The 14714-nt window shown below is 72.2% G+C and carries 12 protein-coding genes; 7 read left to right on the top strand and 5 right to left on the bottom strand.

Annotation, left to right across the window (positions count from 1 at the left end; all coding sequences use genetic code 11):
• Positions 1 to 38 precede the first annotated feature (38 nt).
• Positions 39 to 812 (bottom strand): SDR family NAD(P)-dependent oxidoreductase, encoded by a 774-nt coding sequence (locus ACFY8O_RS04540; protein WP_387898774.1) that lies wholly within the window; start codon positions 810 to 812, stop codon positions 39 to 41.
• Between the two features lie 180 nt (positions 813 to 992).
• The gene (locus ACFY8O_RS04535) at positions 993 to 1673 is read right to left on the bottom strand and encodes an MOSC domain-containing protein (protein ID WP_145803980.1); all 681 of its coding nucleotides are present in this window, start codon (positions 1671 to 1673) and stop codon (positions 993 to 995) included.
• Positions 1674 to 1755: 82 nt separating this feature from the next.
• Between ACFY8O_RS04535 and ACFY8O_RS04530 the strand changes: the two genes are divergently transcribed.
• Positions 1756 to 2646 (top strand): LysR family transcriptional regulator, encoded by an 891-nt coding sequence (locus ACFY8O_RS04530; protein WP_145803978.1) that lies wholly within the window; start codon positions 1756 to 1758, stop codon positions 2644 to 2646.
• A 95-nt stretch (positions 2647 to 2741) separates the two neighbouring features.
• Here ACFY8O_RS04530 and ACFY8O_RS04525 read toward each other — a convergent pair whose 3' ends face one another.
• Positions 2742 to 3071, bottom strand: a complete 330-nt coding sequence (locus tag ACFY8O_RS04525; protein WP_387898770.1) for a WhiB family transcriptional regulator — start codon at positions 3069 to 3071, stop codon at positions 2742 to 2744.
• Between the two features lie 423 nt (positions 3072 to 3494).
• Between ACFY8O_RS04525 and ACFY8O_RS04520 the strand changes: the two genes are divergently transcribed.
• The 4 genes from ACFY8O_RS04520 to ACFY8O_RS04505 all read left to right on the top strand — a co-directional run bounded on the left by ACFY8O_RS04520 (position 3495) and on the right by ACFY8O_RS04505 (position 8098).
• Positions 3495 to 4106 carry a response regulator transcription factor gene (locus ACFY8O_RS04520; protein ID WP_003948568.1) on the top strand — a complete coding sequence of 204 codons (612 nt, stop codon included), beginning with the start codon at positions 3495 to 3497 and terminating at the stop codon, positions 4104 to 4106.
• A 523-nt stretch (positions 4107 to 4629) separates the two neighbouring features.
• On the top strand, positions 4630 to 5205 hold the full coding sequence (locus ACFY8O_RS04515) for a sigma-70 family RNA polymerase sigma factor (RefSeq protein ID WP_030123887.1): 576 nt from the start codon (positions 4630 to 4632) through the stop codon (positions 5203 to 5205).
• Between the two features lie 161 nt (positions 5206 to 5366).
• Positions 5367 to 6869 carry an IMP dehydrogenase gene (gene guaB, locus ACFY8O_RS04510; protein WP_145803974.1) on the top strand — a complete coding sequence of 501 codons (1503 nt, stop codon included), beginning with the start codon at positions 5367 to 5369 and terminating at the stop codon, positions 6867 to 6869.
• A gap of 104 nt (positions 6870 to 6973) precedes the next feature.
• Positions 6974 to 8098, top strand: coding sequence for a GuaB3 family IMP dehydrogenase-related protein (locus ACFY8O_RS04505; protein WP_145803973.1), 1125 nt, complete (start codon positions 6974 to 6976; stop codon positions 8096 to 8098).
• Between the two features lie 70 nt (positions 8099 to 8168).
• Here ACFY8O_RS04505 and ACFY8O_RS04500 read toward each other — a convergent pair whose 3' ends face one another.
• Together ACFY8O_RS04500 and ACFY8O_RS04495 are read right to left on the bottom strand one after the other, a co-directional pair.
• Positions 8169 to 8783 (bottom strand): hypothetical protein, encoded by a 615-nt coding sequence (locus ACFY8O_RS04500; protein ID WP_145803972.1) that lies wholly within the window; start codon positions 8781 to 8783, stop codon positions 8169 to 8171.
• Positions 8784 to 8897: 114 nt separating this feature from the next.
• Complete coding sequence (locus tag ACFY8O_RS04495; RefSeq protein ID WP_145803971.1) at positions 8898 to 10160, bottom strand: nucleotide sugar dehydrogenase; 1263 nt, start codon at positions 10158 to 10160, stop codon at positions 8898 to 8900.
• 259 nt (positions 10161 to 10419) lie between these two features.
• On the opposite strand from ACFY8O_RS04495, the gene ACFY8O_RS04490 reads away from it, so the two are divergent.
• Positions 10420 to 12126 (top strand): glycerol-3-phosphate dehydrogenase/oxidase, encoded by a 1707-nt coding sequence (locus tag ACFY8O_RS04490; RefSeq protein ID WP_387898763.1) that lies wholly within the window; start codon positions 10420 to 10422, stop codon positions 12124 to 12126.
• 442 nt (positions 12127 to 12568) lie between these two features.
• Positions 12569 to 14641 (top strand): serine/threonine-protein kinase, encoded by a 2073-nt coding sequence (locus tag ACFY8O_RS04485; protein ID WP_387898760.1) that lies wholly within the window; start codon positions 12569 to 12571, stop codon positions 14639 to 14641.
• The last annotated feature ends 73 nt before the right edge of the window (positions 14642 to 14714 follow it).

The following is a 14714-nucleotide window of genomic DNA, read 5'->3' as shown; positions in this document are numbered from 1 at the left end:
TGTTTCTGGTGTCCGCGCCCCCGGGCGCCGCGGTCCGGCTACTTGGGGCCGTACGTCCGGCCCGCTCGGGAGGTGACACCGCCGAGGAGGCTGCGGGGCGTCAGCTTCACGAGGCCCATCAGCGCCTTGTAGCGCGGGTCCGGGACCGACACCGTCCTGCCCCGGGCCAGGTCCGCCAGTGCCTCGGCCACCAGCTTGTCGGCGTCCAGCCACATCCAGTCAGGGATGTTGCCCGTCCCCATCCCGGCCCGCTCGTGGAACTCGGTCCGTACGAAGCCGGGGCACAGCGCCATCAGCCGCACCCCGGAACCCGCCAGGTCCTTCGCCGCGCCCTGGGTGAACTGCACGACCCACGACTTCGAGGCCCCGTACGTCCCGCGAGGCAGGAAGGCCGCGACCGACGCCACGTTGACCACCCCGCCCCGGCCGCGCTCCCGCATCGGGCCCGCGGCAGCCGAGGTCAGCCGCAGCACCGCCTCGCAGTGGACCTTGAGCATCGTCAGTTCGTCGGCCATCGAGACGTCGAGATAGCGCCCCTTGTTACCGAAGCCGGCGTTGTTGACCAGCAGGTCGACCGGGCTCACACGGTCACCCAGCCGGGCCTCGACCGCCTCGATCCCGGCGTCCGTGGACAGGTCGGCCGTCAGCACCTCGGCCTCGATGCCGTGTCCGTCGTGCAGCTCCGTGGCCTGGTTCCGCAACCGCTCGGTGTCGCGGGCCACCAGCACCAGGTTGTGCCCGTCACCCGCGAGCCGCCGTGCGAAGGCGGCCCCGATCCCCGCCGTCGCGCCCGTAATCAGTGCAGTCGTCATACGCGGCACGTTAGTGCCCCGCGCACCCGGCGGCCGACCCGCCTCGTCCCCGCCGCCTCGGCCCCGGACCCGACTGCCGCGCGCCCGGCGGCCGTTGGGCACCCCGCGTCCGGGACGCCGGGAGCAGCGCGGGCGGTCCTCGTCCCGTGCCGCCCGGCGGCCCCGTGCGCGACGGCTCCCTCAGGAGGGCGCGCCGGCCCCGTGCTTCGCCACGTACTCCCGCGCGGCGCGCAGGCTCTGTTCGTGCAGTGCGTCCCCGGCGGCCAGCAGACGGGGCAGCAGTTCCCGCTCCGTCGTCGTCGCCCGGAACTCCATGGCCGCGGTGATGTCGTGGCCGGGCAGGTGCACCAGCTCGACCGGGTCGCCGGAGCGGATCGTTCCCGGCTGGATCACCCGCAGATACGCCCCCGTCGCGCCCTCGCGCGTGAAGCGGCGCACCCAGCCGCGCTCGCCGAGGTGGCCCGCGAACGTCCGGCACGGGATGCGGCCCGACGTAACTTCCAGGAGCACCTCGTCGCCGATCCGCCAGCGTTCCCCGATCCGGGCGTGGCTCACGGTGATGCCGAGGGTCGTGAGGTTCTCCCCGAAGGCGCCGTTGGGCAGCGGTCTGCCGAGCTCCTTCTCCCAGGCGTCGAGCTCCTCGCGGGCGTAGGCGTAGACCGCCTGGTCGGAGCCCCCGTGGTGGCGGAGATCGCACACCGCGTCCCCGGCCAGGCCACTGCCGCCGGTGCCCCTGGGGCCCGGGTCGGCCACCGGCACCGGGCCGTCGGCCGGGCGTTTGCCGATGCCGGTGAGGCCGCCCGGGCTGTCCGTGTGCGCGGAGGGAGCGGGCCGGCCGATGTTGACGGTGAGGACCTTCATGGGGAGACAGGGTAGCCGTGACACCCTCAAAGGGGCTCGGGATTAATCGACTGAACCTGCAAGATGCGCTTATGGTTGAAGGGTGATCGAAGCCCGTCATCTCCGTGTCCTGCGCGCCGTGGCCACCACCGGCTCGTTCTCCGCCGCCGCGCGGGAGCTGGGCTGCACCCAGCCCGCCGTCAGTCAGCAGATGAAGGCCCTGGAGAGCTCCGCGGGCACCCCGCTGCTGATCCGGACGGGCCGCGAGATGCGCCTCACCCAGGCGGGCGAGGCCCTGGTACGGCACGCGTCCGGCATCCTCGCGGGGCTGACGGCGGCCGAGGAGGAGGTCGCCGCGATCGCGGGACTGCGGGCGGGCCGGGTCCGGCTCGTGTCCTTCCCGAGCGGGAGCTCCGCGCTGGTCCCGGGCGCGCTCGCGGCGCTGCGCGCCGCGCACCCAGGCACCCAGGTCTCGCTCGTCGAGGCGGAGCCGCCGCGCTCGGTGGAGATGCTGCGCGACGGCGACTGCGACATCGCGCTGGCGTTCCGTTACGGGAAGGTCGGCGGCGAGTGGGACGACCTGGTCGTGCGTCCGCTGCTCGTGGACCGGCTGATCGGCCTCGTCCCCGACGGTCACCGGCTGGCCGGTACGGACGCGGTGGGCATCGCCGAGCTGGCCGAGGAGTCCTGGATCGCCGGCTGCCCGCGGTGCAGGCGGCAGCTGGTGGAGGTCTGCGAGGCCTCCGGATTCACTCCGCGGATCGACTTCGCCACGGACGACTACCCGGCGGTGATCGGGCTCGTCGGCGCGGGCCTCGGCGTGGCCGTGCTGCCGGAGCTGGCCATCGAGTCGGTACGTCCCAAGGGGGCCCGCACCGTGACGGTGGAGCCTGCCGTGGAGCGGGAGATCGTCGCGCTCACCCTGCCCGACCTCGCGCGCGTACCGGCGGTGGCGGCCACCCTGGACCAGTTGTCCCTGGCGGCCTCGCGCTGACGCAAACCGCCCTGGCGCCCGGTGTCACCCGTCCGGCGGCGGGCGTGCACCGGGTCAGGGGAAACGTTTCTTCTGTCGGCGGGTCGTGCGGGGTGTCAGCTGTCGCCGGCCTCGGGGGCCGGCCCTGAATGGGCGGAGATCAGGCGGTTGCGGGCCCTGCCCATGAGCTCCTCACGCTCGTCCTCGGTCAGGCCGCCCCACACGCCGTAGGGCTCCCGTACCGCGAGCGCGTGCGCCGCGCACTCGGCGCGTACCGGGCAGCGCATGCAGACCTCCTTCGCCGAGGTCTCGCGAGCGCTCCGGGCTGCTCCGCGTTCTCCTTCGGGGTGGAAGAACAGCGAACTGTCGACCCCGCGGCAGGCGGCCAGCAGCTGCCAGTCCCACAGATCCGCGTTGGGTCCGGGAAGGCGGGAGAAATCTGCCATTGCGTGTCCCCTCGAAACCTTGCTGAGTCGGAAACGGCGTCCTCGACCGTCGTTGCTCGTCGGCGACCTGAGTCCCGACCGTACATCTACGGTGTTAGTAGATGTAAATATGACTGATTGCGAATCTAGCCTCAGACGCCAGCAAAAGGGAAGAAAACCCGCTAAATGGGGCAGGTCGGAGCGCGGGGGAGCAGTTGAGGGGTGAATGAACTCGTGTCCTTCTTCTCCGTGCACACCCCCTCACTTAGAGTGCCGAACCGGGTGCTTCGGCCCGTAACTCTTTCGAGTGACCGTCGTTGATGAGGGCGAGGCGGTTGACGGAGATCGAGCTCGGGCAGATGTCCGAGGGGGTCAACCGCACAGGTGACGACTTGAATCAGCCTGGAGGCTCAAGGTGACGCGCATCAGCTGCGGAGGACGGTCATGACATCCGTCCTCGTCTGCGACGACTCCCCGCTTGCCCGAGAAGCGCTCCGTCGCGCGGTTGCGACCGTGCCCGGCGTCGAGCGGGTGACGACGGCGGCCAACGGCGAGGAAGTCCTCCGCCGCTGGGGAGCCGACCGCTCGGATTTGATTCTGATGGACGTACGCATGCCCGGGCTGGGGGGTGTGGAGACGGTCCGGCGACTGCTCTCGGCGGACCCCGGCGCCAGGATCATCATGCTGACCGTCGCCGAGGACCTGGACGGCGTCGCGCTCGCGGTCGCCGCCGGGGCCCGCGGCTATCTGCACAAGGACGCCTCGCGCGCCGAGCTGCGCGCCACCGTCACCCAGGCGCTGGCCGACCCGACGTGGCGGCTCGCCCCGCGCCGGCTCAGGTCCGCGGAGATGGGTGCGGCGCCGACGCTCACCGCGCGGGAAATCCAGGTGCTCGAAGGGATGAGCCACGGCCGCTCCAACGCGGAGATCGGGCGTGAGCTGTTCCTCTCCGAGGACACGGTGAAGACACACGCGAGGCGTCTGTTCAAGAAGCTCGGGGCCTCGGACCGCGCGCACGCCGTCGCGCTCGGCTTCCGCTGGGGCCTGGTCCGCTGACCTCGCGGCGCGGTACGCGGTGACCCGATCCCGTCCGCACGGCGGCGGACGGGACGGCGGTGGCGGCGGACCTGCGGCCGGGACCTCCCCATCGGCGCGGTGTGACGCTTCCCGGCCGATGCCGCATCCTTGAGGTGTGGAGTTCCTCGGGGAACATTCGGTCGAGCGGAAGGGGAGGGCGCAGGACATGACATCCGGCGCACCCGCTCAGAACTCTGGAGCACTCGCCCACGACGCGGCTGACGCGGTGCCGGCCGACGAGGCGGAGGCCGGCCGCGCCGACGCGACGTCCGCCGGCCGTCAGGAGGGCGTACCGGCCGATCGCACCGACGGCGCACCGGCCGGCGGCGCGGCTGCGGAACGCACGCCCGGCCCGGCCGCCGTGCGGGCCGGGGACGCGCGCGACGCCCGGTCGCAGGAGGCGCCCGCGCACGGGCCCGGCGGCGCACGCGCTGATAACGCTTCGGTGCACAACTCCGGACGCGATGCCTCGGATCGGACGGCGTCAAGGCACCATGGTCCGATGCGTGAGGACGGGACGACGGTGATCGGTGCTCTGGTGCACCGTGCCGTCGACGGCGACGCACAGGCGACGCACGACCTCCTGGCCCACGTCCACCCCCTCGCCCTGCGCTACTGCAGGTCCCGGCTGAACCGGCTGCCCGGTGATGCCCGTCACTTCGTGGAGGACCTCGCCCAGGAGGTCTGCGTCGCGGTCCTGATGGCGCTCCCGCGCTACAAGGACACCGGCCGTCCCTTCGAGGCCTTCGTCTTCGCCATCGCGGGCCACAAGGTCGCCGACCTCCAGCGCGCCGCGATGCGCCACCCCGGATCGACGGCCGTGCCCTCCGACGAGATGCCGGAGCGGCCCGACGATTCCCTCGGCCCGGAGGAGCGCGCGCTGCTCAGCAGCGATGCCGCCTGGGCCAAGAAGCTGCTCGCCAATCTTCCGGAGAACCAGCGGGAACTGCTGGTCCTACGGGTCGCGGTCGGTCTGACCGCCGAGGAGACCGGGCAGATGCTCGGCATGTCCCCGGGTGCGGTCCGGGTCGCCCAGCACCGTGCCCTGAGCAGGCTGAGGGCTCTCGCGGGCCAGTAGGGGAGCCGGTCGCGCGGAGGGCTCCCCAGCCGGTCCGGCCGCTCCGGCGGGCCTGGAGGAAGCCACAGAACCGCTAGGTGATCTTGCTCGTGGAATGAGACACCCCGCGAGGCCGTTAGCATGGACATCCGCACCGATCAAGGCCATTTGGGGAAGGTGTCATGACTGCAAACGTCGACGGAGTGCCCGAGAAGTTCTCGACGCTCGGGCTGACATACGACGACGTGCTGCTGCTGCCCGGCGCGTCCGAGGTGCTGCCCAACGCGGTCGACACCTCGTCCCTCATCTCGCGCAACGTACGGGTGAACATCCCCCTGCTCTCGGCCGCCATGGACAAGGTGACCGAAGCGCGGATGGCCATCGCCATGGCCCGTCAGGGCGGCGTGGGCGTGCTGCACCGCAACCTCTCGATCGAGGACCAGGTGAACCAGGTCGACCTGGTCAAGCGGTCCGAGTCCGGAATGGTCACCGACCCGATCACGGTGCACCCCGACGCCACGCTCGGCGAGGCCGACGCGCTGTGCGCGAAGTTCCGCATCAGCGGCGTGCCGGTGACCGACGCGGCGGGCAAGCTGCTCGGCATCGTCACCAACCGCGACATGGCCTTCGAGTCGGACCGCGGCCGTCAGGTCCGCGAGGTCATGACGCCCATGCCGCTGGTCACGGGCAAGGTCGGCATCTCCGGCGTGGACGCCATGGAGCTGCTGCGCCGCCACAAGATCGAGAAGCTCCCGCTGGTCGACGACGCCGGCGTCCTCAAGGGCCTCATCACGGTCAAGGACTTCAAGAAGGCCGAGCAGTACCCGAACGCCGCCAAGGACGCCGAGGGCCGCCTGCTGGTCGGCGCGGCCGTCGGTGCCAGCCCCGAGGCGCTGGACCGTGCCCAGGCGCTCGCGTCCGCCGGTGTCGACTTCCTGATCGTCGACACCTCGCACGGCCACAACAGCAACGCCCTCGACTGGATGGCGAAGATCAAGTCGAGCGTCGGCATCGACGTCATCGGCGGTAACGTCGCCACCCGCGACGGGGCCCAGGCCCTGATCGACGCCGGTGTCGACGGCGTGAAGGTGGGCGTCGGCCCCGGCTCGATCTGCACCACCCGCGTGGTCGCCGGCATCGGCGTCCCGCAGGTCACCGCGATCTACGAGGCCGCGCTCGCCGCGCGGGCCGCGGGCGTCCCGGTGATCGGCGACGGCGGCCTCCAGTACTCCGGCGACATCGGCAAGGCGCTGGCCGCCGGCGCCGACAGCGTGATGCTGGGCAGCCTCCTCGCGGGCTGTGAGGAGTCCCCGGGTGAGCTGATGTTCATCAACGGCAAGCAGTTCAAGTCGTACCGCGGCATGGGCTCGCTGGGTGCCATGCAGTCCCGCGGCCAGGGGCGGTCGTACTCCAAGGACCGCTACTTCCAGGCCGAGGTGTCCTCGGACGACAAGCTCGTGCCCGAGGGCATCGAGGGCCAGGTGCCCTACCGCGGCCCGCTGGCCAACGTGCTCCACCAGCTGGTCGGCGGCCTCCGCCAGACCATGGGGTACGTCGGTGCCGCCTCCGTCGACGAGATGGAGCGCAAGGGCCGTTTCGTGCGGATCACCTCGGCGGGTCTCAAGGAGAGCCACCCGCACGACATCCAGATGACGGTGGAAGCGCCGAACTACAGCAGGAAGTAAGGCAACAGCCCGGGTGAGGGGCGGACCGGGGTTCCCGGGACCGCCCCTCACGTGTGCGTCGGGGATACTGGACAGCGCAGACGTAGAGGAAAGGCCACACCATCGTGACTGAGATCGAGATCGGGCGCGGCAAGCGCGGCCGGCGGGCATACGCGTTCGACGACATCGCTGTCGTACCGAGCCGGCGCACCCGTGACCCGAAGGAGGTCTCGATCGCCTGGCAGATCGACGCCTACCGTTTCGAGCTTCCCTTCCTGGCCGCGCCCATGGACTCGGTGGTCTCCCCGCAGACCGCGATCCGCATCGGTGAGCTCGGCGGCCTCGGTGTCCTCAACCTCGAGGGGCTGTGGACCCGGCACGAGGACCCGCAGGCGCTGCTCGACGAGATCGCCGAGATGCCCCTCGAGACCGCCACCCCGCGGCTCCAGGAGATCTACTCCGCCCCCATCCAGGAGGAGCTGATCGGCCGGCGCATCAAGGAGGTGCGCGACTCCGGTGTCGTCACCGCGGCGGCGCTCTCGCCGCAGCGCACCGCCCAATTCTCCAAGGCCGTCGTCGACGCGGGCGTGGACATCTTCGTCATCCGCGGCACGACGGTCTCCGCCGAGCACGTCTCCGGCGCGGCCGAGCCGCTGAACCTGAAGCAGTTCATCTACGAGCTGGACGTCCCGGTCATCGTCGGCGGCTGCGCCACGTACACCGCCGCCCTGCACCTGATGCGTACCGGTGCGGCCGGCGTCCTCGTCGGTTTCGGCGGCGGCGCCGCGCACACCACGCGCAACGTCTTCGGCATCCAGGTCCCCATGGCGACCGCGGTCGCCGACGTGGCCGGGGCGCGCCGCGACTACATGGACGAGTCCGGCGGCCGGTACGTCCACGTCATCGCCGACGGTGGTGTGGGCTGGTCCGGCGACCTTCCCAAGGCCATCGCCTGCGGCGCGGACGCCGTCATGATGGGCTCCCCGCTGGCCCGTGCCACGGACGCGCCCGGCCGCGGCCGGCACTGGGGCATGGAGGCCGTCCACGAGGACGTGCCGCGCGGCAAGCTGGTCGACCTCGGATCCGTCGGCACGACGGAGGAGGTCCTCACCGGCCCCTCGCACACCCCGGACGGCTCGATGAACATCTTCGGCGCGCTGCGCCGCGCGATGGCCACCACGGGCTACAGCGACCTGAAGGAGTTCCAGCGCGTCGAGGTGACGGTGGCGGACTCGCAGCACCGCCGCTGATCTCCCGCGCTCACACGCGCGACGGCCCGGACCACCGTGGTGGTCCGGGCCGTCGCGCGTGTACGGGGTGTCAGCCGGCCTTGCGGGCGCCACCGAAGGCGGCGACGGGGCCGAGGAGCAGGAAGAGGTACGTCATGAAGTCGGCCTCCTCCTTCCAGACGTCGACGACATCGCCGAAGTGCTCGAAGAAGACCTCGGAGAAGCCGACGCCGAGTCCGTCCGCGAGGATCATCGACATCGCGACGAGCTGACCGACGAAGACCGCGCCCAGGGAGAAGACGGCACTGGCCGCGCCGATGGCCGGGAGGGGGCCGCCGACCTTGCTCGCCGCGAAGCCGACCAGGAAGCCGACACCGATGGCCGCGTAGCCGACCTCGCGCTCGATGGAGCCGGCGATGACGCCGTACAGGATTGCCGCGACGATCGCCGTGCCCAGGGCGGTCAGCACGCCGAGGCCGACACCGGAGCCGCTCCGGACCGGCGGGGCGGGCGGGAAGCCGCCGCCGAACTGGGCGGGCTGCTGGCCCTGCTGACCGGCGAAGGGGTTGCCCGTCGGCGCGCCGGGCTGCTGGCCGGCGAACGGGTTGCCGGGCGTGGGCTGCTGCCCCGCGTACGGGTTGCCGTCGGCCGGCTGGCCGCCGTAGGGCTGCTGTGGCGGGTTCGGCGGCTGCACGGGCTGGCTCATGGTGGTGATCCCCCTGGGACGATGCGCACGGGTGTGCGAGAAGTGACGCCGCAGGCTAGCAGCCCGCGCCGACACAGCCCACCGGAATCCCGGCGGTCACCTCCCGGGGCCGCGCTACAGCCGGTGCGCGGCGCCCGCCGGGGTGGCGCCCCGGGTGTCCAGGAGGAGCTGGGCCTTCACCGCGAGGCCCTGGAGGTCGTACGTGCGGTGGTGCTGCAGAAGCACCGTCAGGTCAGCCCCGGCGGCGGCCTCGTAGAGCGAATCCGCGCGCGGTACGGGCAGGTCGCGCACGCGCCAGTCCAGGACGTGCGGGTCGTGGTAACCGATCTGGGCGCCCATGTCCATCAGCCGGCCCGCGATCTCCCGGGCGGGGGAGGCCTCCTGGTCGGCCAGGTCCGGCTTGTAGGTGACCCCGAGCAGCAGGACCCTGGCGCCCCGCACGGACTTGCCGTGCTCGTTGAGCAGGGTGGCGCAGCGCTGGATCACATAGCCGGGCATCCGGTCGTTGATCTCCTTGGCCAGCGAGACCATGCGCAGCGGATGTCCGGGCGTACGGCTGCTGTACGGGAAGTATCCGGGGTCCACCGGGACACCGTGGCCCCCGACGCCGGGTCCGGGGCGGAAGGGCTGGAAGCCGAAGGGCTTGGTCTCGGCGCACCTGATGACGTCCCAGAGGTCCACCCCGAGGTCGTGGCAGAGCACCGCCATCTCGTTGACCAGCGCGATGTTGACGTGCCGGAAGTTGGTCTCCAGGACCTTCGTCATCTCCGCCTCGCGCGGTCCCCGGGCCCGGACGACCTTGTCGGTGAGCCGTCCGTAGAAGGCCGCGGCCGACTCGGTGCAGGCGGGCGTGAGGCCGCCGATGACCTTGGGGGTGTGGGCGTAGACGTGGGTGCGGTTGCCGGGGTCGAGGCGCCCGGGGGAGTGGGCGAGGTGGAAGTCGCGCCCGGCGCGCAGCCCGGAACCCTCCTCCAGGAGGGGACGCACGAGGTTCTCGGTGGTGCCGGGCGGTACGGCCGACTCCACCAGGACGGTGGTGTGCGGCCTGAGCCGGAGGGCGAGCGCCCGGGCCGCCTCGGTCACGGCGCCGAGGTCGAGGGTGCGGTCCGGTCCGAGGGGGGTGGGGGCGCAGATCGCGGCGGTGCGGACCCGGCCCAGCTCCGCCGGATCGGCGGTGGGCCGGAAGCCCCCCGAGACCATGCGGCGGATGTCGGAGGCGCTGAGGGATCCCTCGACCGGCGTACGGCCCGCCGAGAGTTCGGCGAAGGGACGGGGGTCGGTGTCGTAGCCGACGGTCTGGATCCCCGCGCCGACGGCTGCTTGGGCGAGGGGCAGGCCGAGGTGACCGAGTCCGATGACAGCAAGGTCTGCCGGCATGTGGGCCGTCCTTTCCCTAAGACCAAGAAGGCAGAAAGCGCAACCGCTGGGGACAGCGCAATGTCAGACTAGGCGTAAATATGACCTATATGTCGCATTCCTGGGCGCGTGTGGGGCGGGTGTTGTCCACAGGCAGTGGCTGAAGTCGTGGACCGCGGACAGAATCGAGTGGTGGGCACGGGCGCCCGGCCCTCCGGCCGGTCCCCGCTCCCGTGCCGTACCACCCACCCCGATGCACCGGGAATACCGGGAGGCAGCAGTGAGGACAGCGACACTGGGACCCGCGGAGCGCACCGAAGCGCTGGCCGCGATGGCCGAGCGCGAACTGGACGTGCTGGTCGTGGGAGCGGGCGTGGTCGGCGCCGGGACCGCGCTGGACGCGGCCACCAGAGGGCTCTCGACCGGGCTGGTCGAGGCACGCGACTGGGCGTCAGGGACGTCGAGCAGGTCCAGCAAGCTGATCCACGGCGGGCTGCGCTACCTGGAGATGCTGGACTTCGCGCTCGTGCGGGAGGCGCTGAAGGAGCGTGGACTGCTGCTGGAGCGGCTCGCCCCGCATCTGGTCAAGCCCGTCCCCTTCCTCTACCCCCTCCAGCACAAGGGCTGGGAGCGGCTCTACGCCGGTTCCGGGGTCGCGCTGTACGACGCGATGTCGGTGTCCTCCGGCCACGGCCGGGGCCTGCCCGTCCACCGCCACCTCTCCCGCCGGCGCGCCCTGAGGGTCGCCCCCGCGCTCAGGAAGGACGCCCTGGTGGGCGCCCTCCAGTACTACGACGCCCAGATGGACGACGCGCGCTTTGTGGCGACCCTGGTGCGCACGGCCGCGGGCTACGGCGCGCAGGTGGCGAACCGGGCGCGGGTGACCGGCTTCCTCCGGGAGGGGGAGCGGGTCGTCGGCGCGCGGGTGCAGGACGTCGAGGGCGGCGGGGAGTACGAGGTCAGGGCCAAGCAGGTGGTCAACGCCACCGGGGTGTGGACGGACGACACCCAGGCGCTGATCGGCGAGCGCGGGCAGTTCCACGTCCGGGCGTCGAAGGGCATTCACCTCGTCGTGCCCAAGGACCGCATCCACTCCTCCACCGGGCTCATCCTGCGCACCGAGAAGTCGGTGCTCTTCGTGATCCCCTGGGGGCGGCACTGGATCATCGGCACCACGGACACCGACTGGGATCTCGACAAGGCCCACCCGGCCGCGTCCAGCGCCGACATCGACTATCTGCTCGAACACGTCAACTCGGTGCTGAACACCCCGCTGGGCAGGGACGACGTCGAGGGTGTCTACGCCGGGCTGCGCCCGCTGCTGGCGGGGGAGTCGGACGCCACCAGCAAGCTGTCGCGTGAGCACACGGTGGCCCATCCGGCGCCGGGGCTCGTCGTCGTGGCGGGCGGCAAGTACACGACCTACCGGGTCATGGCGAAGGACGCCGTGGACGAGGCGGTGCACGCGCTGGACCAGCGGGTGGCCGACTGCGTCACGGAGGACATCCCGCTGCTGGGCGCCGAGGGCTACCGCGCCCTGTGGAACGCCCGCGCCAGGATCGCCGCCAGGACGGGGCTGCACGTGGTCCGGGTGGAGCACCTGCTCAACCGGTACGGCTCGATGGCGGAGGAGGTCCTGGATCTCGTCCGGGGCGACTCCACGCTGGGCGAGCCGCTCGCCGGCGCGGAGGACTACCTGCGCGCGGAGGTCGTCTACGCCGCCTCGCACGAGGGCGCCCGGCACCTCGACGACGTCCTGACGCGGCGCACCCGCATCTCCATCGAGACCTTCGACCGGGGCACGCGGTGTGCCCGCGAGTGCGCGGACCTGATGGCGCCGGTGCTCGGCTGGGACACGGACCAGGTCGAGCGGGAGGTGGAGCACTACCGCAAGCGGGTGGAGGCGGAGAGGGAGTCGCAGCGCCAGCCGGACGACCTCACGGCCGACGCGGCGCGCCTGGGGGCACCCGACATCGTGCCGCTCTAGGACCCGCAGGTCCGGGCCGGGCCGGGGTTCCCGGCCCGGCCCGGCCCGGCCGGAGCCCGGTGTGCTCGGCGGGGGCGCGCACGGGCAAGGACGTTGTGGCGTAACGGAGGTGACGGGGCGCGAGGGGAGCGGGCGGCTTCCCGCCGCTGCCGGGGGTCCGCCACCTGCCGGGACGGCGGGCGGCGGGGCGCGGTCCTCGGCACGAGCGGGAGGGGGCGGGGTGATGCCGGGCGTGAGGTGTGGTTCGCTGGGCAGGCTCGCGGTTCCCGGAGTGAGGGGAGCCGGTACGGACGGGCGGACGCGAAGAGCCCCGGATGTCCGCATGGCGGGGGGTTCCTCCCTCCGGCCGCACCGGGGCCGCCCCGGACCCGGCACCACGACCGGTCCCGGGGTGAGGGACAATGAACGCTCTGCCAGGGCGGGTTGATCGCAGAGGGGACGCATGTCGGAGGCGGAGCAGGCGCAGGAGCCCCAACGGGACAAGGACGGACGTCTCCTCGCGGGGCGGTACCGCCTTGGGGAGGTGCTCGGCCGGGGCGGCATGGGCACGGTCTGGCGTGCTGCCGACGAGACGTTGGGGCGCACGGTCGCCGTCAAGGAACTGCGGTTCCCGTCCTCCATCGACGAGGACGAGAAGCGGCGTCTGATCACGCGCACCCTCCGCGAGGCGAAGGCCATCGCGAGGATCCGCAACACCAGCGCCGTGACGGTCTACGACGTGGTCGACGAGGACGACCGGCCGTGGATCGTCATGGAACTCATCGAGGGCAAGTCCCTCGCCGAGGTGATCCGTGAGGACGGGACGCTGACGCCGAGACGGGCGGCGGAGGTCGGTCTCGCCATTCTCGACGTGCTGCGTTCGGCGCACCGCGAGGGCATCCTCCACCGGGACGTGAAGCCGTCCAACGTGCTGATCTCCGAGGACGGCCGGGTCGTCCTGACCGACTTCGGGATCGCCCAGGTCGAGGGCGACCCCTCCGTCACCTCGACGGGCATGCTCGTCGGCGCCCCCTCCTACATCTCGCCCGAGCGCGCACGCGGGCACAAGCCCGGACCTCCCGCCGACCTCTGGTCGCTGGGCGGGCTGCTGTACGCGAGCGTCGAGGGCCGCCCGCCGTACGACAAGGGTTCGGCCATCGCCACGCTGACCGCGGTGATGACGGAGCCGGTCGAGACCCCGGTGAACGCCGGTCCGCTGGAGGAGGTCATCTACGGCCTGCTGGCCAGGGACCCCGACCAGCGCCTGGACGACGCCGGCGCGCGCGTCCTGCTCAACGCGGTGATCAACGCTCCCGAACAGCCCGTCACGCCCCCCGCCGACTCCACCCAGATCATGGCGCTGCCCACGATCGGCGACGCCCCGAGCGGCAAGGGCGCCAAGGCGGCGAAGGCCGGCAGGGGTGACTCCGGCAACGGCGGAAAGGCGGCGGCGGCCGGCGCGGCTGCCGCCGGGGCGGCCCACGCGGCGGCCTCCGCGGCCCCGTCCGCGGGGAGCCCGGCGGCCGGAACTCCCGCGTCCGGCTCCACCACCGCCGGGACCTCCACCTCCGGCGCGCAGGGCGTTGCCGACAGCGCTCGCGACCGGCTGCGCGGCGCGCTGCGCTCCGTACGCAACGCGAAAACTCCGACGGCCGGGACGGCCGGGACCGCCGTGCCGCCCGCGCCCCCGCGCGCGCCGGGCACTCCCGCCGCCATGGCGTCGGCCTCCGGACCCGCCGGACGGCCCTCCAGGGCCACGGCGTCGATCACCGACGTCGTGCCCCGCCGCACGCTGGCGGTCATCGCCGGGGTCGTCGTGCTCGCCGTCCTCGGTACGGTCCTGGCCCTCTCCCTCGGCGACGACGACGCGGGCGACAAGGGCGGCGCCAAGGGCGACACCACCACGTCGGCTGGTGCCGCGGGGGGCGGGGACGCCGAGGCCACCGGCGGCGGATCGGGAAAGGACGAGACCAGCGGGACGGGCAAGGGCGGAGAGGACGGCCAGGGGAAGAAGACGGGCGAGGCGTCCGTCGAACCCTCCCCCTCGCAGGAGAGCGGCGAGCCCGACCCGGACGCACTGCCCTCCGGGTACAAGGCCGTCACCAGCAAGCAGTTCCACTTCTCCGTGGCGATGCCCGGTGACTTCAAGTTCGACGCCATAGCGGGACAGAACTCCGGCGCGATCTACAACGCCGACGGCGGCTTCCCCCGCATCCAGATCGACTACAACGCCTCCCCGAAGGACGACGCGGCGGCTGCCTGGGCGGGGGCGGTCGCGGCGACCAGGAGCCTCAGCAACGGCTACAAGCACATCGGCATAAAGAAGGTCGAGTACAACGGCTACCCGACCGTCGCCGACTGGGAGTTCACCCGCAACCAGCAGGGCATGCGGGTCAGGGTCCTCAACCGGGGCTTCAAGGCCGACGCCACCCACGGCTACTCCATCATGATCAGCTGCAAGGCGGACGAGTGGGACGGCGAGGAGTGCAGGACGCTGCGCGAGACGGCGTTCGCCACGTTCGAGCCCACCGACTGACCTGCTCGGAGGCCGAACGGGCGGCCGGGTTGTGGTGACCCGGCCGCGCAGCCGCGACTTGCCACGTATTGTG

This window comes from Streptomyces argenteolus (genome assembly GCF_042902585.1).
Classification (GTDB): domain Bacteria; phylum Actinomycetota; class Actinomycetes; order Streptomycetales; family Streptomycetaceae; genus Streptomyces; species Streptomyces argenteolus.
Note: the sequence above shows the minus strand (reverse complement) of the source record. Positions and strands in the feature narration are given on the sequence as shown.